This is a genomic window from Paraburkholderia lacunae, assembly GCF_003353175.1.
Taxonomy (GTDB): Bacteria; Pseudomonadota; Gammaproteobacteria; order Burkholderiales; family Burkholderiaceae; genus Paraburkholderia; species Paraburkholderia lacunae.
The window spans coordinates 194,119-216,187 of the sequence record NZ_QHKS01000009.1; the positions used below are offsets into that span (position 1 = coordinate 194,119).

The window sequence follows — 22,069 nt, forward strand, 5'->3', positions numbered from 1 at the left end:
CTATTCAGAAAACCCGAAGTTCATATCTCCCTTCACCTCCTTGAGGGGAGCGTCGGACCAGTTGGGGAACGTGAAATTGCCACCCGCCGGGTCGGCGGTATTCAGGTTGCCCTTGACCTCGATTTGCCCGCTTGGACTCGCGATCTCGATCTTCCCGTTGGCGATCTTCACGTATGCACCAGCGCCGTCACCCAGCGTGATGCCCTTCGAACCGGTAATGATCACTTCGCCCGTGGACGAGCTGACTGCAACGTTCTTGAGCGCCATCAGTTCCATCGCATCGCCCTGCGCCTGGACCTGCACCTTGCCCTTTGCCGCGAATATCCGAATGCCAAGCTGCGCGGCAAAGAGCGAAATCGCTTCGCCCGCAGCGGCAGTGATGCGTTTGAAAACACCAATATCCAGGCCGTCTCCTGCCGTCACGAACATCTGTTTGCGCGCGGCCAGTTGCATGTGCTGGCCACTCGCAATGCCTACGCCTTCAGGCGCACTGGCGACGATCACCGGCTTCTGGAGTTTCGAGAGCTTCTGCTCGATGAGTGTGCGTTGTTGGTCTACTTCGGCCAGCCAGGCCTTTGCTGCATTGGCCGAATTGTTGAGCGAGCGCAGGATCTCTTCGGCCTGTTCGAAGGTGCTTTCCGCGTCCTGCATCGCAAGTTGCTGACCGGAAGCGCCGGGCTGCGCCTCGGCGCTGAGCAGGATGCCCTTGGCCGCCCGCGCAGACAGATGTCCATCGGTGCGTAGCTCCGCACCTTGTCCTCGTTCCTTGCGCTCGCCATCGACCATGTGCCCAAGGTTCAACTCGCTGGTCTGATAGGGCGTCGTCAGGCGACTATGCTCGATACCTTTCTTGTCCTCGATCCGCCACTCCGTGCCGCCCGCGGTACGGATGATGTTCCGGGTGTGATTGAGGTTGTTGACCAGGTCCGGATGCAGGCTATCGTGCATCGCGCCAATAATGACAGGCCGGTTGGGATCGCCCAGGGTATGGATGATCGCGACTTCCGTGCCATCGATGAACGGGAAATGATGGCCGTAGTTGTCGCCGCTGTACGGCTTCGCGAGCCGCACCGCCCGGCTTGTACCGCCGGGGCTCCATTCGTCCAGGTCGAACGGCAGCTTGATCACGTACCAGCCTTCGCCTGTCAGGTAGGCGTATTTGTAGTCCCCAGGCGACGTGACGCGCGCCGGCAGGATGCCGTCGATCACTGGCCGTTTGGCCGGGTCGACCGACGTACGCCAGACACGATCGGACGGAATCGCCGTGAAGGTGTTCCAGTAAGCCTCGCTGCGGCCGCCGCCGGATTCCACCGACGTCAGGAACAGTCCGTGCGGCGCGTCCGCAGGGTTCCGGTCGAGACGCAGCACCTCGCCCGCCTCGATCGCGAAGGCATTGCCCTTGCCCACATAGGTAATCTGCTTCGACAGATGGGCCTCATGACGCAACCGCGCAATGCGCTGCCCTTCCTCGGGCGTCTCGTAGTGCTCGCCCCAGCGATAATCGACAGCGTTCGTCGTCTTATCGTCGCGCGCCGCGTTTTCTTCGACGAGCAGCGACACGCCGGCCTGACGATGGTTATAGTCGTTCAGGCGGACTGCCCCGGGCACTCGCCGAGTGTGGCGCTCAAGCGACTTGATAGCTTCGGCGCCGACGCTCTCCAGCCCCGCGTCACGTCGGAACGGCACCGTGCGCTGGTTACGCGCATACGCATCCAGATCGTCGCCAAAGACGATGATCTCGCGGTCCTTCTTCTGCTCGTAGCGAAACCAGATGCCTTCCTCCGCAGCAACGCGCTGGACGAACGCGAACGTGGTCTCGTGATACTGGGTGATGTATTCGTGACGCTTGTACTTCGCCCGCAGGTTGAACATGAAATCAACGCCTTCGCGAAACCCGTAGTGCTTCAGCGTGTCCGTGATGATTTCCCGCACTGACTGTTTCTGGAACAACCGGCTCGTGACCGCGCGTGCGAGATCAGCGGTGCGCGGCTCGATCATGAGCTTGTAGCGAGTCTCGTCTGCGGACGTTCCGAACTCGTCGAACTGCGTGACAATGCCGTGTATCGTGCGTGCTGGCGGTTTGTCGCTGAACTTCTCCGCGTTCTCGCCGAACATCTTGCGCAGATAGTCCATGTTCGGGTCGATGGGGTCGATGATGAACTTCGCGGGCCGCCCGAGCACCTTGTCCATCGGAATACCCGCGACGGGGCTCGTGAATTCGATCTCGTACCGGTACAGCTCGCTGAGTCTGTCAAACCCGCGAAACTTCACCACCGAGAACGGCGCCGGATGCGGCGCGAGCTTCACCTCATAAGCCTGGGACGGTAGAACCATCGAACCCATCAATCACTCCGTTGAACGTTGACGTCGCAGATGACGAAGCCAGGGCGCGGCGTCGACCTTCTCCGCACACGCCCCGGCGCGCTACATGAGCTACCCGGAATTCACTTCATCAGCTCTTGGCCTTCGGCATCTGCGACACCAGCGACAGGCCGATGTCCATGCCCTCGACCTGGAAGTGCGGGATGATGAACAGCTTGATGCGGAAGAACCCCGGGTTGTCCTCGATGTCCTCGACCGTCACCTTCGCCTCGCGCAGCGGGTGCGACGCCTGCAGCTCGTCGCCCGGGTCTTTCATCTCTGTCACGAGACCCTTGATCCAGCTGTTCAGCTCCAGTTCGAGCAGACGCCGGTCCTTGGTCGTGCCGATGTTCTCGCGCTGGATCAGCTTCAGGTAGTGCGCAATGCGAGAGAGCAGGAAAATGTACGGCAGACGCCCATTGATCCGGCTGTTCGCCGTTGCTTCCCTGGTCTCATAGATTGCAGGCTTCTGCGCCGAGTTCGCCGAAAAGAAGCAGGCGAAGTCGTGGTTCTTGTAGAACGACAGCGGGATGAAGCCGAGGTTGGCGAACTCGAATTCGCGCGTCTCGGGGATCAGCACTTCTGTCGGAATCTTGGGCTGCGCACCGGTGCCAAGGTCGTACAGGTGAACCGGAAGGTCTTCAACCTTGCCACCTGCTTGCGGGCCGCGGATCTGCACGCACCAGCCGTTGCTGGTGAAGCTGCGCACCATGTTGGCCCCAAACGCAAACGACGCGTTGACCCACAGGTAGCGGTCGTGGTCCGGACCCTTGACGGCCTCTTCGTAGCTGAATGCGCGGACCGGCGTCGTATCCTTGCCGTACGGCAGGCGGCCCAGCACGCGAGGCATCGTCAGACCAACATAGCGGGCGTCGTCGGTCTCGCGAAAACTCTTCCACTTGATGTACTCCGCGCGATCGAAGTAGTTGCCGATGTCCTGGATCGCGGCGACCTCTTCCATCGATTGCTTGCCGAAGAAAGCCGGGCCGACCGAGCCGATGAACGGCATATGCGCGGCAGCAGCCACCTTCGAGATGTTGCGCAGCAGACCCACATCCTGCGGCGAGTTGGCGAACTCGTAGTCGCTGATCATCGCGCTGATCGGTTGGCCGCCCGGCGTGTCGTATTCCTCGATGTAGGTGAGGCGATACAGTCCGCTCTGGATGATCTCGGGCGTGTCCTCGAAGTCGCGCATAAGCGCCTCCTTCGATACGTCGAGCACTTCGATGCGCGCGTTCTTGCGGAAGTCCGTACGGCTCACGAGCATCTTGAGACCCCGCCAGCGTCCCTCCAGCGCCTGGAATTCCGACGTGTGCATCACCGCGTCGAGCTGCCGGCTGATCTGCCGGTCGATCTGACCGATATGGAAATCGAGCAGCGACTTGTCCAGCCGGTCGACCGGCTTGCTGGCCTTGGCGACGAGGTCGAGGAACGCGCTCATGCCCCGCGCAATCCGTTCGTCGGCTGATGACTCGGAAAGCAGGTCGTTGTCGCGGAACGCTTCGAGCGGACGTGCTTCGCTAACGGGATTGAGGTTGATCTTGCTGCACAGCGACGCGTAGACGCTATCGCTTTCCAGCACGGTGGTCTGCACCGTGCTGCCCTGACGGCTTTCACTGGGGTTCATTTGCTGTCCTGTCTGCGGTACTAACGCTACCTGGTTTCGGGATGCGGCAAAGGCTCTCTTCGCCTTCACGCGCTCAGGCATGGCCTTCAGGCTGGGTGGCCGCCGTCGCGATCTGTGCGAGTTCACCTCGCAGCTGATCGGAAAGGCCCCTGTCCTTGAGAATCTTCTCGAACTCGCGGCGAAAGGTGCCGTTGTCGAGCAGGTTCGACTTGAGGTCACGCAGCAGGTTGCGCACCGCGAGCAGCGCCTGCAGTTCGGGGATCTGGCGTGCCACCTGTTCCGGTTCGAAGTCCTTCATCGAACTGAACGAAAGGTTCACAGGCAGATGCGAACCATCGCCGGCGAGCGTGTTCTGCGCCGTAAGCTTCAGCTCCGGTTGATAGTCGGCGAGGACGGCATCGAAGTTGTTCTTGTCGATATTGACCTTCTTGCGCTCGGCCAGCGGCGCCTGCTCCTTGCCCGCACTGAAGTCGCCCGCGACAAGGAGCTTGAGCGGCAATTCGACCTTCTTCTGGGCACCGCCCGTATGCAGATCCAATGTGATTGAGACGCGACTTTTCGGAATCTCGCGCTGGAAGCTGTCCATTCGTTTTCCTAATAAAGTGAAATCACCCGGGGCATCGCCGAAGGCGGTCCCATACGATGCGGCGTCCTCTTTCTCGCTGTCAGGCAAACGGATGCGGCCCAATCTTCCGACGACGTTGCCAGATACTCCACAGCGCGGCCCTCCTTTGTGCGATCTTTGATCGCCGCCCCGCATTAAACACGGTAGTCCTACATTAAGTCAAAGGGTCTGCAACCTATGAATGTCAGAGAAGGTGAACAATTGTTAACTTTGAAAATCTCTGAACCTCTTCTCATGGACGTTGCATGGAAGATCATGCTTCGCTTTTCGCAAAGACGGGCCTGAATGCCGCACCAGCATTAGACTTGCCAATGAGAATAATCCTATTTTTACGACTCAATTTTTGAGATTGCGCATTGGATGTCGATGATTTGTGACAGCTTTTTCATGACGCTTCTCTCATCGATGAGACAACTCGCCGCACACACGATACTTTGTATACCGAATTAATTAGACAACAGTATACGAAGACCGCAACACCCGTATAGAATCCGCGATCGACAACCATAAGCAACGGCACACGACACACCTATGCGGATCGACAAACCACTCTGGCACGAGGGCGAGAATCTCAGGCAACATCACCTGCAGCAGCAGGAGCGGTGGATCGGTTTCGCGTACCGTCAGTTCGCCTCGGCCGCGATCGCGGAAGGATGGGGCTCACTCGGCGTCAGGCTCGACGAAGAAGCGCTGCTCACAGGTCGTCTGAAGGTTTCGCATCTTCAGCTGCGCTTTCCCGATGGCACGCCGATCGATACCACGGTGGCCGATTCACTACCTCCCGCGCGTGATCTCGCGCAGAGCGTGCCCGGTGATGTTCAGAGTGTCGTGGTGCTGGCCGCGTTGCCGCTCCTGAATGCGACGGGCAGCAATTGCCGCTTCGATGAAACGTCGCTCGCGCGCCCGCGCCGCTCCTATCGCGAATTTGTGAAGGTCACGGATCTGAACGGCACCTCAGAAGTTGAGATCGCCGCTGAACGCCACGCGGTGCGGCTGCTGTTCGACTTCGAGCCCCATGCGGATGACACCGTCTGTGCGATTGCGCGGCTCACGCGCGGCGCAAGCGGCCAGTTCGAGGTGGACCCGCGCTATGTGCCGCCGTGTCTGACGCTAGCGGGCCACCCCCTGCACATCGAACGGGTGAAGCGTCTCGCCGACATCCTGCAGGCGAAAAGCGCGGCGCTGGGTGCGCGCAAGAGCGAGCGCATCGACGACGTCGCGGAATATGGCGTGGCGGACGTGTCGCTCTTCTGGCTGCTGCACTCCATTCACACGTACTGGCCGCAACTGCGATTCTTCGCCACGCATCCGAACCAGCCGCCGGAGCGCCTCTATTCGACGCTCGCGCAGTTGGTCAGCGTGCTGATGACCTTCTCAACCGGCGCACAGCTCGCGGACATCCCTGCCTACGACCATGCACGCGCGGACGAGATTTTCAGGAAGCTTGAGACCCTGATCCGTGATCTGCTCGATGCGATCATTCCGTCGCGTGTCGTGGCGATCGGCCTCACACGCAAGAGTCCGACAACGTGGACGGGCCAGTTCCTCGACGAGCGGCTACGCTCTGGCGCCGACTATTACCTGTCTGTCAATGCCGCGCTCACACCTTTCGAACTGGTCGAGCAGTTGCCACGACTGTGCAAGATTGGCGCGCCCGACGACGTCGAACACATTGTCAATTCCGCGCTCGCCGGCATTCCGCTCAAGGCGGTGCAACGGGTACCCGCGACCATTCCGGTGCGCCTGGACAATCATTACTTTGCGCTCGATGCGAACGATCCGGCACACGCGAGAATGCTCGCGGCGCGAGCCTGCCAGATCTACCTGCCGACGACGGTGCCGGAGGCCTCGCTCGAACTCTATGCGGTGCTGCGATCATGACATCTTTCGTGGACCACCAGCCGGCCGGCAATCGCCTCCTCGGCGCCGGCATTCGCGACCTGCTGCGCGACACCGCGCTCCTCGTGACGACCCTCTCACAGGGTGGCAAGACGGAATCCGTGACGGTGTTGCGCCAGTGTTGCCAGCAGTTGATGTCCGGATTTTCTGCTGCGCTCGAACAGCGCGGCGTGGCCGCGGACGTGAAGGAAGATGCGCTCTATGCGCAGTGCGGGCTGCTCGACGAGGCAGTGTTGCGGGCACTGCCGATGGACGACAGGCCCCAGTGGGACACGCAGCCCTTGCAGGTCGAGCGCTTCGGCAAACACGACGCCGGTGAGCGTGTGTTTGAACGTCTCACGGAGCGCATGCGCGAGTCTGTGCCCAACGCGGATCTGCTCGAAGGCTATGCCGCGATCCTCGGGCTGGGCTTCATGGGTCGCTATGTACGCGAAGGCGAGGCGCAGCGTGTGGCGCTGATGGCTTCCCTCGACGCCCAACTGGAAGAGCTGCGCCCCGCTGCGACGCGTACATTTATCGTCGATGGCAGCGGCAGACGTCCGGCGAACTGGTTCTACCGGCTCTCGCCGTGGGCGATCGCGGGACTCGGTTGTGTGGCCGCCGCGCTCGTCTACCTGGTCTGGCGCCAGGCGCTCGACCTGCAGCTCGCGCATCTGATGCCATCGCCGCTGCCATCTCAGTTGCCACACAAGCCGTGATGTTTGACCTGCGCCTCGGCTGCTACCCTTTCCGCACGATGACGGTCTTCGCGGCCACGCTCGCAATCGCGGTGCTCTTTCTTGTCCTGCCGGTCGGCCGTGGCCTCGCGTGGACTACGGCGGTCGCCGTCGCCATTTTCGCGATCCTCCTGGTCGCCCTGCGCAGCCACCAGCTCGCGCGTACCCGTGAGCAAAGCGCGCATGTGCTGACAGCGCTCGGAACGACCGCCGCCGACCTTCCGGTGAGCCTGCGCACGCGGATGCCGCTCGTGATGGTAGTGGGCGACGCGCTGGCGCAACTTTTCAATCGCGACGCGAATCATGATGGCGAGGAGCAGTTCGCCCACGTTGGCGATGGTGCGATCTGGTTGCGGGTTGACCGGGCGCAGGATCTGCCACGGCTCGCGGTGGCCGTGAAACAGTGGCGTGACGGACGCGCGCCTGATGGCATCGTGCTGGCGATCACGCCCGCGTTGCATGCCAGCGAAGAGGCGTTGACGCAGATGTTGAGCGTCGTGCGTCAGGCCGTGGGCGATGCGTCACGCATGCTCGGCGCCCGGCTACCGGGCTATGTCGCCGTTTATCAGCGGCTGACCGCCGCCCAGGCAACGCAGAGCGCCCCGAAATGGTACGGCGTGTCGTCGGCCACGCGGCTCACGGGAGCCCAACGGTTCGACGTGCCGATACGGGCTGCCGAAGCGGAAGTCCAGCAGGCACACGGAGATCCCGGTCTTGCCGCGCCCGCTGCCGCCCGCGCCGCAGGCCTCGCCTCGGTTGTTGGCTGGACGCAGCGTGTGGCGATTGGAGCCCTCAACGACCCGCGGCACCCGGCGGCGCCATGGGCGCTTTTCGGGGCAGGCTGGATCGATTGCGGCCCGGCCAGTGGTCCGGGGACACCGTGGGCGCGCGACGTCGAGATCCAAACCGCGATCGTTCCACCGGCGATGGCCGCTTCCCCTGCCCCATGGCCGTTGCCTCAGCCGTTGATCGAAGCGATGCCCCGCCGACTGTGGGTTTCGCCCCGTATGGCGGCACTTGCACACATCATCGCCCTGCTCGCCTGCGCGGGCGCGCTGGCAATGTGGGGGTCGGCCAGGAACAACCAGGTGCTGCTCGCGCACATCGGCGCCGATCTCGGCAGGTTTGCCACGATTCCGGCTGATCACGACAGCGCGCGACGCGATGCGTTGCAGGCACTCGTGGCCGACCGCGACCAGATTGAGCGCTTCTCGCGTACCGGCGTGCCGATGCGTCTGTCATTCGGGATGTATCGCGCTGAGGCACTGATGCCCGCGCTCAACGATGCGATCGCCTCGTATCAGGCACCACCTCCTCCGCCGACGGTCGTGACGCTCGACAGCATGTCCCTTTTCGATAGCGGCCGCGCCCAGCTCAAGCCGGGATCCACCCGCGCTATGGTTAGTGCGCTCGAGATGATCAAGGCACACCCCGACAAGCGGGTACTCGTGGCGGGCTACACGGACATCGTGGGCAATCCAGACAGCAATCTGAAGCTGTCGGTCGCACGCGCGGGGGCAGTACGGGATTGGCTCGTCGAGGCCTCGGGCATTGCCACCACGCAGTTTGCGATTCAGGGCTACGGCGACACGCGACCGATCGCGGACAACGATACAGCTGCCGGCCGCGCAAGGAACCGGCGCGTCGAAATCACGCTCGTGCCGGACGCCCCGAAGGAAGTCCCCGTGCGCCCCGAAGGAAGCGCCCTTGGGGCGTGGGACACGCTCGATAACCAGGAAACACGCAACGCTTTACGCCCCTGAAGCACGATGCTTCAGGATCTCAAGGCTCGGGGGCACGCTCCGGGCGATTGTCGCAGTACCTGTGAAGGAGTGAAGAAGATGGCAATTCCCGCATACATGTGGATCAAGGACGACGGTGGCGCCGACGTCAAAGGTTCGGTCACGGTGCAGGGTCGCGAGGGCAGCGTCGAACTCGTCGCGTTCGACCATAGCGTGAACATCCCGACCGATGCGAACTCGGGCAAGCTGACCGGAACGCGCATGCACAAGCCGATTACGCTAACAAAGGAAACCGATGCGTCCACGCCGTACCTCTACAAGGCGGTGACGAGCGGCCAGACGCTCAAGTCCGTCGAGATAAGGTGGTACAAGATCGACGATGCGGGCAAGGAGAAGGAGTACTTCAACACGAAGCTGGACAACGTCAAGATCGTCGGCGTGACGCCGAAGATGCTCGATATCAAGAACCCGGCATACGAGAAGCACAACCACCTCGAAGACATCGAACTGCGCTACGAGAAAATCACCTGGTCGTACAAGGACGGCAACATCATCCACGCCGACAGCTGGAACGAGCGCTCGTAAAACCGCGTGCCCGGAAGCCGGCACTGGCCCATCGGATCCCGGCGTCCGATGTGTGCCGGCCTTCTTTTCGCCAGTCGACTCTCTGCTGGCTGGCGCTTTTTGTTAGTGGCAGACCATAGCGCTGCCGCGCCGCATGACCGGGTAGCCACATGACGATACGCGACACCACTCACCTGCTTCGCAAGCTCAATCCGCACTGCGCAAATGCGCTCGAAGCGGCCGCAAATCTCTGTCACGCACGCCTCGCGGGCGAGATCACCGTTGAGCACTGGCTGCTGAAGTTCATCGAGGCCGGTGACGGCGACATTCCGGCGCTCCTACGCCGCTACGAAATCGATATCGATGCCGTGTGGAATGCGCTGCTCGAGGCGATTGACCGCGTGCCTCGCGAGCTGCGCGGCAAGCCGTCCCTGTCCCGTTCGCTCGCTAGCGTGCTGGAAAGCGCCTGGCTGTACGCGTCGTCAGGTGATTCTGCGCAACCGATCCGCTCGGCAAACCTGCTGCAGGCGATTGCGGATGCACCGCACCTGCTGCGAGCGACGAACGCCTGGCCGCTGTTGTCCGTCAGTGCGACCCAGATCCAGCGGTTGCTGTCCGAACTGGATCGACACTCGATCGAAGGAGCGCTGCAACGCGGCGCGGCACCGACGGCAAACGACATAACCCCGCGGAACGAAGCGTCGCCCTCGCCCAACGGCGAGGTGCAATCGACCGATGCTGAGAACCGGCGCCCTGCAGCGCCGCACCCGGTTACGCGCTCCACGAACGGCGACCCGCTCGCCCGGTTTGCCATCGACCTGACGGAAAAGGCGCGGCGTGGCGGGATCGACCCCGTGCTCGGCCGCAATCGTGAAATCCAGCAAATGGTCGACGTGCTCGCCCGGCGGCGCAAGAACAACCCGATCCTCGTGGGCGAACCCGGCGTGGGCAAGACCGCGCTCGTCGAAGGGCTCGCGCTGCGAGTCGCCGAAGGCAGCGTGCCGAATGTGATCCGCGACGTGCGCATCCTCACGCTCGACCTCGGTCTGTTGCAGGCAGGAGCTGGAGTGAAGGGCGAATTCGAGCAGCGCCTGAAGAACGTGATTGACGAGGTACAGGCATCGCCCGTACCGATCCTGCTTTTCATCGACGAGGCGCACACGCTGATCGGCACAGGCAACGCCGCCGGCGGCGCCGATGCGGCGAACCTGCTCAAGCCCGCGCTCGCGCGTGGCGAGTTGCGCACCATTGCCGCGACGACCTGGTCCGAATACAAGGAATATTTTGAGCGTGACGCCGCACTCGAGCGGCGCTTCCAGCTTATCAAGGTCGACGAGCCGGACGATGCCGCCGCGTGCCTGATGCTGCGCGGTCTGGCGAGCCGCTATGCGAAATACCACAACGCGCATATCCGTGACGAGGCGATCGTTGCGGCCGTGAGGCTGTCGCGGCGCTACATTCCGGCGCGACAGCTGCCGGACAAGGCCGTGGATCTGATCGATACGGCCGCTGCACGCGTGCGTATTGGGCTTGAATCACCTCCCTCCGAGTTGCAGCGCGCACGCGCATCGGTGGCCGCGCTGGAAACGGAGCTTGCCGCGCTCGATGCCGACGTAGAGGCGGGTGTCGAGGGTCTGCAGGCGCGTCTCGACGCCTTGGCGGGCGCGCTGCTCGACGCAAAGACCGAGCACGACAGTCTCCAGACAAGGTATGAGCGCGAACTCGAACTGGTCAACGCGCTGCATGCGCAGCGCGAAGCCCACCGGGACACGGGTGACGCCGGCAATGCGCTCGCGGCTGCGCAGCGCGCGCTGATGGACGCGCAGGGCAAGGCGCCGCTCATTTTTGCCGACGTCAACGCACAGGCCATTGCGCGCGTGGTGGCCGAGTGGACCGGTGTGCCGGTCGGCAATCTGGTCGACGACGAACTCCGGAGTCTGCTGGCGATCGAGCAGGACCTCGGCGCGCGTGTCGTCGCGCAGGATGATGCGCTCAGTGCGCTCGCCGAAAGCCTGCGCACGGCAAAGGCGGGCCTCAGGAACGAGCACGCACCGCTCGGCGTCTTCCTGCTGGCTGGCCCGTCCGGCGTTGGCAAGACGGAGACGGCGCTCGCACTGGCGGACCTGCTGTTCGGCGGCGAGGCAGCACTAACCACGATCAACATGTCGGAATACCAGGAATCGCACACGGTATCCCTGCTTAAAGGGGCGCCTCCGGGCTACGTCGGATACGGCCGCGGCGGAGTGCTGACCGAGGCGGTACGTCAGCGGCCATACAGCGTCGTGTTGCTCGATGAAGTCGAGAAAGCGCATCGGGACGTGCTCGACATTTTCTATCAGGTCTTCGATCGCGGCACCATGCGTGACAGCGAGGGACGCGAGATCGATTTCCGCAACTGTGTGATCCTGATGACGTCCAATCTCGGGAGCGTGCAGATCGACGAGGCCACCGCAGAGAATCCGGCGATCTCGCAAGGCGAACTGCTCGAGGCGATTCATCCGGCGCTCGTTGCACACTTCCAGCCGGCGCTGCTTGCCCGGTTCCAGACGCTCGTCTACCGGCCGCTCAACGCTGATGCGCTCGCGTCGATCGTGCGGCTGAAGGTCGCGAAAATCGCCGAACGGCTGCGTCGTCAATATGACATCACCCTTACCTGCGACGACGCATTGACCGGCTCACTCGCGCAGCTATGCCTCGCCCGCGAGTCCGGCGCACGCAACGTCGACGCATTTCTGAATCAGCGCATCCTTCCAGCCGTCTCGCGCGAACTGCTTGCACGGATGGCGTCCGGTGAAATGCCGGTCGGGATCCGGCTCTCGACGTCCCCCAAGGGGACTTCCTTCGCGGCGCCCCGCAAGGGGACTTCCTTCGGGGCGTCGGCCGGTGGCAATCTGACGATCGATTTCGTCGACCATGCCGAGGCAGAAACCGTCGCAACCGACTGCACCGCCAACTGAGGAAAGGTATGCCGACAGGTCCTTCGCTCTATGACATGCTGCTAGGACACATTGGTGGTGTGTCGCTCGATGCCTACGACGACAAGACACTCGAAATCCTCAGCGTCCAGGAAAACATCAGGCGCATTCTCAACACGCGCGCGGGTTCGCTCAAGCACCTGCCCGACTACGGATTGCTCGATCTCACGAACATCTACCAGGCGCTGCCGGCATCCGCCCAACTGCTCAAGCAGCAGATGGAAACCGCACTGCTCGCCTACGAGCCACGGATCCGGGCGATCGACATCGATCTGGACGAAGTGCCGGATCCGGGCCTGAAGGTCAGCTACGTGATGATCTGCCACCTGAAGAAGGCGGGACTCGTGCGGTTCGGGACATATTTCGAGCCGCCGGACCGCATGCGGGTCGAGCGGCGGGTGTCGGCGAAGGACACCCATTCGTGATGCGCGGGAGATTTTCAGCCGGATTAGCTAGCGGCTCGCGCAAGGCTCATCGGTATCCGAGCTTGCGCGTGTCTACGGGATGACTCGGCAAACGGTCCGTCTGAAAGCGAAGGGTTCCACGAGTCCACGCCTGATTTCAACGCCGTCTGCGCCCGCTGCTGGACGCAGGATTATTCGGCCTTCGCCGAATTTGCCGGATCGGTTTGAGCCGTCGGTGCGGAAGCCTCTTTAGGCGGCGCCTCTTCCTTGATCTCATAGGACGAGTCGCGCACCCAACGGCTCAGGTCCTTGCTAATCACAATGGTCGTGCGATCAAGGATCGAACAGGTCCCCTTGAACGCGCCCCACACGCCGCCGACCGACCAGCGGTTAATCCTGGTGTGACGGGTGACCTTGCCGTCTTCAATCAGATCCGCCGACACCGCCGTAGCCTTGGGTCCACTCCACGCGCCGCCGCCGACGCCCAGTACGTGGGTGATCTGCAATCTGAGAATCCTTGCACCCCCTGCGTCGGTTTGCGATGCGATGGTACCCCGCGCGCAGGCTGGTAATCGAGCGCATGCGTGGAAAAGTCAAATCCTTGGGAAGGCGCCAAAACGCGGAGCGAGCCCAGCGAAAAGCACACGCTGCGACAGGGGTGATGATTGCGCGAGGTCGAGAGCCGGAGCGCCTCATGCTGCCAAGTCATCCGAGTTGCGGACAAATGGAGGGGAAAGTCTAAGACGGGACTTTTTGCAGCTGTTCGTGCTACCCACTGATGTCGTTTACGACATCAGTGGCGAAACGCCACACAGAGAAACCGCTGAAAGCCTTGTGGCTATTGGCGCGCCCGGCTGGGATCGAACCAGCAACCCCTGCCTTCGGAGGGCAGTACTCTATCCATTGAGCTACGGGCGCTTCAACACGAAAGCGCGGCAACCCGAACGGGAGCCGCGCCAAAGCGAGACCGGAAGGATACCCGGTTTCGGTCAAACCGTCCACCGGGCGGCCCGTATGGCGATATTTGGCGCGTCAAAACCGCCACCCGAGCGCCGCAAGGCGCGCCCCACGATGCGGGTAAACGCCTGCTGAACACCTCGCCGCGCCGCTCGCCGCCGCAGAAACGTTGCGTCTATAATCGTCCCTGGCTAATTCAAGAACAAGAAGTTGCCGTCACGCTGTACCGCTCACATACCCACGGAGACGAGACAAGCATGAGCGAAGCACCACACGGAGCCCCGATCAAAACCCCCAAGCAGCTCGTCGCCGCGATCATTGCGGGGTTTGCTGTCCCGATCTTTATCATCGTTCTGCTGGCGGCCTACGTCGATGTTTCGACTCGTACCGGCGCCGGCACAGACAGTCTCTCCGAAGCCGCGGTCAGCGCCCGCATCAAGCCGTTGGCGCAGGTCGACATTCGTGACGCCAATGCGCCGCGCGTCTACAAATCGGGCGAAGAAGTCTACAAGGCCGTTTGCTCCGCGTGTCACGCGTCGGGCACGGCAGGCGCGCCGAAATTCACCAATACCGCCGACTGGGCGCCGCGCATCGCGCAAGGCTTCGACACGCTCCTGCATACGGCGCTGACCGGCAAGGGCGCGATGCCCGCGCGCGGCGGCACCAGCCCTGACGACTACAGCGACTTCGAAGTCGCCCGCGCGGTGGCTTACATGGCCAACAACTCCGGCGCGAGCTTCCCTGAACCGGCTCAGAGCGCAGCTGCGGCTTCGGGCGCGGCCGCAGCGTCGGGCGCCGCCGCCGCGACGGCGGGTGCGTCGGATACCGGCGCCGCCCAAGCCGCTGCCGCCCTGGCAGCGATGGCAAGCGTGCCGCAAGCAGCCGCGCCGGCAGCCGGCACCACGCAAAGCGCGGATGCATCGCAAGCCGGCAAGGCGCTGTATCAGCAGGTTTGCCAGGCGTGTCACGCGGCAGGCGTGCTGAACGCACCGAAATTCGGCGACAAGGATGCCTGGGCGGCACGTCTGAAAGAGCCGATGGACACCGTCTACAACTACGCGCTGCACGGCAAGGGCGCGATGCCGGCGAAAGGCGGCTCCACTGCATCCGATGCGGACGTCAAAGCCGCTGTCGATTACATGGTCAGCGCGGCGAAGTAACCCGCTTCTCCGCCGTTTCCGGCAAAACGAAAAATCCCTGCACCGCGGCTACACGGGCAGGGATTTTTTACGCGTGATTCGTTTTACGCGCCGTTGCCGGTATGCGCGTCGTCAGGTACAACAACAACCATCGCCGGCCGGCTGAACGCCTCGACGAAGGTCAGCGCCGGCGTACTTCGCGCGAGCGACGTGAGATGCTCGTGCAAGTCAGCCGGCGCGAGCCACGGATAGCTCAAGCCCTTTTGCAACGTCGCGAGCAAGGCACCGTCCGCATCGGGCACGACGTCCATGCGGGCGATGTGGATGTGAAAACCCGTGACGCTAGCGGCTTCGTCGAACGTCCACCGGTACACGCCGTGGCCGACGCGCAAGGCGCCGGTCGCGGGTTCGCGCATCACCACCAGCCACGGCAAAGCGTCGATCGTGCGGTCATTGATGGTCAGCGAGTCGCACACGTAATAAGTGCGGCACTGCGCATACTGAGCGCCAAAGTCGCTCACGAGCGTTTTCGCGATCGCATCGGTTCCGACAGTGCGCGCCGGAAACGCGATATTCGACGTCGCCAACGAAATGGTCAGCACCGCGTCCAGCGCAAAGGCCTCGGTGATGCGTTCGGCGCGCGTGTTGTCCTTCGCGTCGATGTAGGTTTCGAGCGCGCGGCGATAGTGCGCGAGGGGCGGCGTGGTCATGCAACGGTCTCCGGGTAACGTCCAGTTATCGAGCCGTGCCACTGTAGCGCCGGCGCCCTTCAAATCCGCCGATGCACCTGCCGCGCGCGGGGTCTTGCCAACGCGCGATCGCGTCCGCGTTCAGGGTTTCTGCAAGAGCGCCTTCAAACTCGCGAGCCGGTCTTTCGGCGACATCGGCGCTTCCTCGGGAGTCGGCGGCGGCGCATCGTCGAGCAGCATTTCGGGGATGAAGCGCGACGGCTCGCACACCACCGTTTCGCGCGCCCGCTTGCGCTTCTTGCACCAGTTCAGATGCAGGCTGCGCTGCGCCCGCGTGATCGCGACGTACATCAGGCGGCGCTCTTCCTCGATGCGCGCGTCGTCGATCGGTTCGTCGTCGGCGCCGCCGCGGTGCGGCATGATGCCTTCCTCGACGCCCACCAGAAACACGTGCGGATACTCCAGCCCCTTCGATGCGTGCACCGTCGAGAGTCGCACCGCGTCCGGATCTTCTTCCTTGCCTTCGAGCATCGACATCAGCGCGACCGTCTGGATCAGGCCGAGCAGATTCTTGCCGGTGTCGGCGAGGCCGTCGGCGTTGTCGTAGCCGGTTGCTTCTCCGCCGTTGGCAAGGTCGGGCTCAGCCTTGGTGCCCCTGCGCTTGAGCCATTCGATGAACTCGAGCACGTTCTGCCACTTGGCCTGCGCCTGACGTTCGTCGAATGCGTCGTACAGATAGGCTTCGTAGTGGATCGCGTCCATCAGTTCGTCGAGCAAGGTGCCCGCGGCATCCTTCTCGGCGCGATCGGTGAGACGCTGCATGAAATCGCAGAAAACGCGCATCGGCTCGATCTGACGCGGCGACAGCCGCGCCTCGATGCCGCCCATGTACACCGCCTCGAACAGCGACACCTTGGCCTGGCCGGCGAACGAGCCGAGCGCCTCGAGCGTCGTATTGCCGACGCCGCGGCGCGGCGTGGTGATCGCGCGGATGAAGGCAGGGTCGTCGTTCGCGTTGGCAATCAGGCGCAGATAGGCGCAAATATCCTTGATCTCGGCTTTGTCGAAGAACGACTGCCCACCGGACAGCACATACGGAATCCGTTCGCGCCGCAGCACCTGCTCGAAGATGCGCGCCTGAAAATTGCCGCGATACAGGATCGCGTAGTCGCGGAAATTCGCGCGCCGCTCGAACTTGTGCGCGGACAGGCGGAACACCACGGATTCCGCTTCGTGCTCTTCGTCGTTGCACGGCGTGACGGTGATCGAGTCGCCCATGCCGTGTTCGGACCACAGCTTCTTCTCGAACAACTTCGGGTTGTTCGCTATCACATTGTTGGCGGCGGTCAGAATGCGCACCGTCGAACGGTAGTTCTGCTCCAGCTTCACAAGATGCAGCTTCGGGAAATCCTTGCCGAGCTGCGCGAGGTTCTCGAGCGTCGCGCCGCGCCAGCCGTAGATCGCCTGGTCGTCGTCGCCCACCGCCGTGAACGCCGCGCGCGGACCGGCCAGCAGCTTCAGCAACTCGTACTGGCAGGCATTGGTGTCCTGATACTCGTCGATCAGCAGATAGCGCAGCTTGTTCTGCCAGCGGTCGCGCACCTGCTCGTTCTTCGCGAAGAGTTCGGCGGGCAGGCGGATCAGGTCGTCGAAATCGACCGCCTGATACGCGTGCAGCGTCGCCACGTAGTTGCGATAGACGATCGCGGCCTGGTGTTCGTCCTCGTTCGCGGCGATCGCGATGGCCTCTTCGGGCATGATCAGGCCGTTTTTCCACAGTGAGATGATCGACTGGATCTTGCGAATGAAACCCTTGTCCGTCGAACCGACCTGTTCCTGAATCATGCCGAAGCAGTCGTCCGAATCCATGATCGAGAACTGCGGCTTCAGGCCGACGTGTTCGGCCTCCTGACGCAGGATCTGCACGCCGAGCGAGTGGAAGGTGCAGACCGTCAACTGGTTGACGGGCACTTTGCGGCCTTCCTTGCCGGGCGTGGTGAGCGTCTTGCCTTCGAGCAGCTTGCCGACGCGCTCGCGCATTTCCGCCGCGGCCTTGTTCGTGAACGTGACGGCGGCGATGTGGCGCGGCTCGAAGCCTTTGGCTTCGATCAGGTGCGCGATTTTCTGCGTGATCACGCGCGTCTTGCCGCTGCCTGCACCGGCGAGCACGAGACACGGACCGTCGAGATAACGGACCGCTTCATTTTGAGCGGGGTTCAGGCCTGCTGACATCGTCTGTGGATGGGTAATGCGGTTGAGGGCGCTTGGGTGCGGGTCGCTGGACCGAAGGCCCGGGGGCATGCTGCACGGGGCGGGCGGCTGGAACGGGCGCCTCTCGTGGTGCGAAGGGCGTTCCGGCGCGCCGCGATCCGCGCGAGAGGAGCGATGTTAACACGGAAGACCCACGGAAGACCCACGGAAGCCCGCCGTGGCTGCCTTAACAACCGCGACGACAGATCTCCCCGACAGACGCCCGCGACGACGCAGACAGTCCGTCTTCAGGACATGCCACAATTACGTCGTTGCGCGCCGTCGCCGCGGTGGCAAAGCGGCGCGCCGTTTTTGCAGGAAGACACGCATGTCCGCATCGTTGAAGATTGGATTGATGGGTTACGGTTTTGCCGGCGCGACCTTCCACGCGCCGGTGATCGAGCACTGCGGGCGGGCGAGCGTCGCCGCGATCGCGACCAGCCAACCCGAGCACGCGCTGGCCGACTATCCGCACGCGAAGGTAGTCGCTGATCTCGACGCGCTACTTGCGCTCGATGAAATCGACTGCGTCGTGATCGCCACGCCCAATGACACGCACTTCGACCTCGCTCGCCGCACGCTCGAAGCGGGCAAGCACGTGGTGGTCGACAAGCCGGTCACGCTCACCGCCGCCGACGCCCACACGCTCGCCAACATCGCGCTCGCCCGTAGCCGGCTATTCGTGCCTTTTCACAACCGTCGCTGGGACGGCGATTTTCTGACCGTTCGCGATCTGCTCGCCAGCGGCGAGTTGGGCCGCGTCACGCAATATGAATCGCATTTCGACCGCTTCCGGCCGGAGATTCGGCAACGCTGGCGCGAGGAAGCTTCCCGAGGCGGCGGTTTGCTGTTCGATCTCGGGCCGCATCTGATCGACCAGGCGCTGGCGTTGTTCGGCGCGCCAGCGACGGTGTCGGCAACGGTCCGCACGCATCGCGATCAGGCCGGCGCGCCGGATTATGTGCATATCCAGCTGGGCTATGGCGCGTTCGAGGTCGTGTTGCATGCAAGCGCGCTGACGGCGCTGGTCGCGCCCAGGTTTGCGATTCACGGCACGCGCGGCAGCTACGTGAAATACGGGCTCGATACGCAGGAAGATCAGTTGAAGGCCGGCTTGCGGCCGGGGAATGAGGGGTTTGGCGCCGGCAATACGGCGGGCGTATTGCGTGTGCTTGAAGGCTCGCAAGAGGTTGAACGCGAGGTCCCCACTCGCAACGGGAACTATGTCGGGTTTTATATTGCTCTCGCTGATGCCATTCAGAACGGCGTGAAGTTTCCTGTTAGCGCGCAGGATGCTGTCGATGTCATGACGGTTGTCGAGCTTGCTGCCCGGAGTTCGGATGAAGGGGTTCGGTTGCCGTTTGAGCGTATTCGGTAAGAAAGAAAAAACCCGCGGCGCGGGGGCAGGCGGACAAATGCCCCCGCCCAACAAATCAGAACTGACAATCCAGAAAGGAATATCCCGTTACAAAAAAACCACCCGGGCGGTCAGCGCCCGGCAAGGCGAAACCGTTCCTATCCCAAGCAACAAAACAAACTCGGGAGAATCCATGCATCGTTCCATCCGCGCACTAGCCGCATGCGCATTGCTCACCTCGCTGGCCGCCTGCGTGGTGGCGCCACAACCCGCGCCCGCGCCGCGCCCGAATCCGCAGCAGATCGCGGACCAACGTCTCCATCAGGTCGACGGCCGCATCGATAACCTTGGCCGCCGCATCGACGCCCGCGTGAACGAGGGCTACTACCCGCCCCCGCAAGGTGCCGCGCTGCATCATCGGCTGGACGTGATCCGTCAGGAAGCCCACGACATGGCAGCACAGCACGGCGGCGGCATCTCCGGCGACGAACAACGCGTGCTGAATCAGGAACTGGACAACGCAGCCCACGCCATCGGCGAATAATCGCGCAACAGGTCAGGCATCTGAACAACGGCAGCCATAGCGCGGGCATCACGTCCCGCGCTTTTTTTTGCGGTGCGCGAGCCCGCCGCGCCAGTCGACATGCCGCTCGCAGGCCTTTATTTGACAAGCCCCCGGCCCTCGCGTACATTCGCCGCACGCGTCGGGAGAGCGCGCTGGCCGCATTGTTCAGCAGGCCGCGCCGCCGAAGGGGCACACCCGCAAACTCTCAGGCAAAAGGACCGGCCGCGTCGAAGAACCCGCCTCACGGCCAAGGTTTTTCGCACTCTGGAGAGCGGCAGTAGCCGTCTGCGTCGTGCATATGACTCAGACTTAGGCAGGCTGCCCACCGAAGGGGCGCGCGTTTCACCGTAGCGATTCGAATCACGTCGCCCGGCAGCGCAATCTCTCAGGTATCGAGGACAGAGGGGTCATGCAACGCATCGCTCGCAGGCATCAGGCCGCGAGGCGTCGCGCCGCATGGCCTTTTTTGTTTCGCGAGATGCCCGAGGCCCCATGACCGAACTCAAACACACCCCGCTCAACGCCACCCATCGCGCGCTCAACGCCCGCATGGTCGATTTCGGCGGCTGGGACATGCCCGTCAACTACGGCTCGCAGATCGACGAACACCGCGCCGTGCGCACCGACGCCGGCATGTTCGACGTCTCGCACATGTGCGTCGTCGATTTCACCGGCGAGCGCGTGCGCGCCTTCTTCGAATACGCCCTGGCGAACAACGTCGCCAAGCTGCAAACGCTGGGCCGCGCGCTCTACTCCTGCCTGCTGAATCCGAACGGCGGCGTGATCGACGATCTGATCGTCTATTACTTCGGCGAAGATCACTTCCGCGTGGTCGTCAACGCCGGCACCGCCGATAAAGACATCGCCTGGTTCGTCCAGCTCAACGCCGATGGCGGCTTCGGCCTGACCATCACGCCGCGCCGCGATGACGCGATCGTCGCCGTGCAAGGCCCGAATGCGCGCGAAAAAGTCTGGCAAACCGTGCCGGCGGTGCGCGCCGCCACCGAAGCTCTAAAGCCCTTCAACGCCGCTCGCGTCGAAGGCACGCCGTTCGGCGAATTGACCGTCGCGCGCACCGGCTACACCGGCGAAGACGGCTTCGAAATCATCGTCCCGGCGGATCACGTCGTCGCGCTGTGGAACGCGCTGCAAGCACAAGGCGTGCGCCCGGCGGGTCTCGGCGCGCGCGACACGCTGCGCCTCGAAGCCGGCATGAACCTGTACGGGCAGGATATGGACGACAACGTCTCGCCGCTCGACGCCGGTCTCGCATGGACCGTCGATCTGACGTCGCCGCGCGACTTCGTCGGCCGGGACAAGCTCGAAGCAGAAGGCTCGAAGGCTGCGTTCGTCGGGCTGATTCTGCTGAAGGACAACGGCAAGGCGGCAGGCGTGCTGCGCGCGCACCAAAAAGTCGTCACGCCGCACGGCGACGGCGAAATCACGAGCGGCACCTTTTCGCCGACCATGCAGGAATCGATCGCCTTCGCACGCGTGCCGAAAGGCGTGCAGCCGGGCGACACCGTTCACGTTCAGATTCGTGACAAAGCCCTTCCCGCAAGCGTGGTAAAACTGCCGTTCGTGCGCAACGGCAAAGTGCTGGCGGTTTAAGCGGCCGCGCGTGCGTCTCCCGCAAGAAAACCCCGGGCCCGCCCCAAGTTTTCTTGCCCCCCCGGGGGCCTGGCGCGAAGCGACAGGTTTGGGAGCCCCTTTATGAAGTCCCTACCGAATTACACCGCATAGGAGCATCCGATGAGCATCCCGGCCGATCTGAAATACACCGAATCGCACGAATGGGTCCGCACCGAAACGGACGGCACGCTGACGGTCGGCATTACCGACCACGCGCAGGAAGCGCTCGGCGACATCGTCTTCTTCGAAGTCCAGGAATTGGGCAAGACCGTGACGGCAGGCGACACCGTCGCCGTGATCGAATCGGTGAAAGCCGCATCCGATATCTACGCGCCGGTCTCCGGCGAAATCATCGAAGCGAACACGGCCGTGACCGACACGCCTGATTCCGTCAACAGCGCGCCGTACGAAAGCTGGCTCTTCAAGATCAAGCCGGCCGACGGCGCCACGCAAGATCGCTTGATCGACGCCGACGCGTACTCGAAGTCGATCGGCGCCTGATTCACCTACTCGTCTAAACCGTCAGGTGCGGCCTGCGTCAGCATGGCGCGCCGCACCGCCAGGAAC

At 63.1% G+C, this 22,069-nt stretch carries 17 protein-coding genes, 1 tRNA gene and 2 riboswitches; of the genes, 11 read left to right on the forward strand and 7 right to left on the reverse strand.

The features are described from left to right. The 3 genes from DLM46_RS15985 to tssB form a co-directional block, all read right to left on the reverse strand. Positions 1-2,343, reverse strand: a complete 2,343-nt coding sequence (locus tag DLM46_RS15985; protein WP_244306235.1) for a type VI secretion system Vgr family protein — start codon at positions 2,341-2,343, stop codon at positions 1-3. Between the two features lie 109 nt (positions 2,344-2,452). Then, complete coding sequence (gene tssC / locus DLM46_RS15990) at positions 2,453-3,988, reverse strand: type VI secretion system contractile sheath large subunit (RefSeq protein WP_115101715.1); 1,536 nt, start codon at positions 3,986-3,988, stop codon at positions 2,453-2,455. A gap of 73 nt (positions 3,989-4,061) precedes the next feature. Beyond that, positions 4,062-4,574 (reverse strand): type VI secretion system contractile sheath small subunit, encoded by a 513-nt coding sequence (gene tssB, locus DLM46_RS15995; RefSeq protein WP_115101716.1) that lies wholly within the window; start codon positions 4,572-4,574, stop codon positions 4,062-4,064. Between the two features lie 570 nt (positions 4,575-5,144). Here tssB and tssK point away from each other — a divergent pair. From tssK to tssE, 6 genes are all read left to right on the forward strand, one after another. Further along, positions 5,145-6,494, forward strand: a complete 1,350-nt coding sequence (tssK, locus tag DLM46_RS16000) for a type VI secretion system baseplate subunit TssK (RefSeq protein ID WP_115101717.1) — start codon at positions 5,145-5,147, stop codon at positions 6,492-6,494. Further along, entirely contained in the window at positions 6,491-7,210 is a 720-nt protein-coding gene (locus tag DLM46_RS16005; protein WP_115101718.1) for a DotU family type IV/VI secretion system protein, read from the forward strand. The genes tssK and DLM46_RS16005 overlap by 4 nt, the downstream gene beginning before the upstream one ends. Beyond that, positions 7,210-8,991, forward strand: a complete 1,782-nt coding sequence (locus DLM46_RS16010; RefSeq protein WP_244306236.1) for an OmpA family protein — start codon at positions 7,210-7,212, stop codon at positions 8,989-8,991. The genes DLM46_RS16005 and DLM46_RS16010 overlap by 1 nt, the downstream gene beginning before the upstream one ends. Before the next feature lie 78 nt (positions 8,992-9,069). Then, positions 9,070-9,555 carry an Hcp family type VI secretion system effector gene (locus tag DLM46_RS16015; RefSeq protein ID WP_115101814.1) on the forward strand — a complete coding sequence of 162 codons (486 nt, stop codon included), beginning with the start codon at positions 9,070-9,072 and terminating at the stop codon, positions 9,553-9,555. 149 nt (positions 9,556-9,704) lie between these two features. Continuing rightward, complete coding sequence (tssH, locus tag DLM46_RS16020) at positions 9,705-12,491, forward strand: type VI secretion system ATPase TssH (RefSeq protein WP_115101719.1); 2,787 nt, start codon at positions 9,705-9,707, stop codon at positions 12,489-12,491. Between the two features lie 8 nt (positions 12,492-12,499). Continuing rightward, on the forward strand, positions 12,500-12,934 hold the full coding sequence (tssE, locus tag DLM46_RS16025) for a type VI secretion system baseplate subunit TssE (protein WP_115101720.1): 435 nt from the start codon (positions 12,500-12,502) through the stop codon (positions 12,932-12,934). A gap of 170 nt (positions 12,935-13,104) precedes the next feature. On the opposite strand, the gene DLM46_RS16030 is transcribed toward tssE, so the two are convergent. Both DLM46_RS16030 and DLM46_RS16035 read right to left on the reverse strand, forming a co-directional pair. Continuing rightward, positions 13,105-13,419, reverse strand: coding sequence for a hypothetical protein (locus tag DLM46_RS16030; RefSeq protein WP_244306238.1), 315 nt, complete (start codon positions 13,417-13,419; stop codon positions 13,105-13,107). Positions 13,420-13,755: 336 nt separating this feature from the next. Further along, a tRNA-Arg gene (locus DLM46_RS16035) sits at positions 13,756-13,831 on the reverse strand. A 296-nt stretch (positions 13,832-14,127) separates the two neighbouring features. Between DLM46_RS16035 and DLM46_RS16040 the strand changes: the two genes are divergently transcribed. Continuing rightward, positions 14,128-15,030, forward strand: a complete 903-nt coding sequence (locus tag DLM46_RS16040; RefSeq protein ID WP_115101721.1) for a c-type cytochrome — start codon at positions 14,128-14,130, stop codon at positions 15,028-15,030. A gap of 83 nt (positions 15,031-15,113) precedes the next feature. Here DLM46_RS16040 and DLM46_RS16045 read toward each other — a convergent pair whose 3' ends face one another. Together DLM46_RS16045 and DLM46_RS16050 are read right to left on the reverse strand one after the other, a co-directional pair. Then, a complete protein-coding gene (locus DLM46_RS16045; protein WP_115101722.1) occupies positions 15,114-15,719 on the reverse strand; it encodes a hypothetical protein in 606 nt (201 codons plus the stop codon). A gap of 120 nt (positions 15,720-15,839) precedes the next feature. Beyond that, positions 15,840-17,930 carry a UvrD-helicase domain-containing protein gene (locus DLM46_RS16050; protein WP_115101723.1) on the reverse strand — a complete coding sequence of 697 codons (2,091 nt, stop codon included), beginning with the start codon at positions 17,928-17,930 and terminating at the stop codon, positions 15,840-15,842. Between the two features lie 346 nt (positions 17,931-18,276). Between DLM46_RS16050 and DLM46_RS16055 the strand changes: the two genes are divergently transcribed. From DLM46_RS16055 to gcvH, 4 genes are all read left to right on the forward strand, one after another. Beyond that, positions 18,277-19,326 (forward strand): oxidoreductase, encoded by a 1,050-nt coding sequence (locus DLM46_RS16055; protein ID WP_115101724.1) that lies wholly within the window; start codon positions 18,277-18,279, stop codon positions 19,324-19,326. Between the two features lie 172 nt (positions 19,327-19,498). Beyond that, positions 19,499-19,849 (forward strand): hypothetical protein, encoded by a 351-nt coding sequence (locus DLM46_RS16060; RefSeq protein WP_115101725.1) that lies wholly within the window; start codon positions 19,499-19,501, stop codon positions 19,847-19,849. A gap of 151 nt (positions 19,850-20,000) precedes the next feature. Further along, positions 20,001-20,102: riboswitch (glycine riboswitch) on the forward strand. A gap of 22 nt (positions 20,103-20,124) precedes the next feature. Further along, a riboswitch (glycine riboswitch) is annotated at positions 20,125-20,282 on the forward strand. An 80-nt stretch (positions 20,283-20,362) separates the two neighbouring features. Continuing rightward, on the forward strand, positions 20,363-21,481 hold the full coding sequence (gcvT, locus tag DLM46_RS16065; RefSeq protein ID WP_115101726.1) for a glycine cleavage system aminomethyltransferase GcvT: 1,119 nt from the start codon (positions 20,363-20,365) through the stop codon (positions 21,479-21,481). Positions 21,482-21,622: 141 nt separating this feature from the next. After that, positions 21,623-22,003, forward strand: coding sequence for a glycine cleavage system protein GcvH (gene gcvH, locus DLM46_RS16070; protein WP_115101727.1), 381 nt, complete (start codon positions 21,623-21,625; stop codon positions 22,001-22,003). The last annotated feature ends 66 nt before the right edge of the window (positions 22,004-22,069 follow it).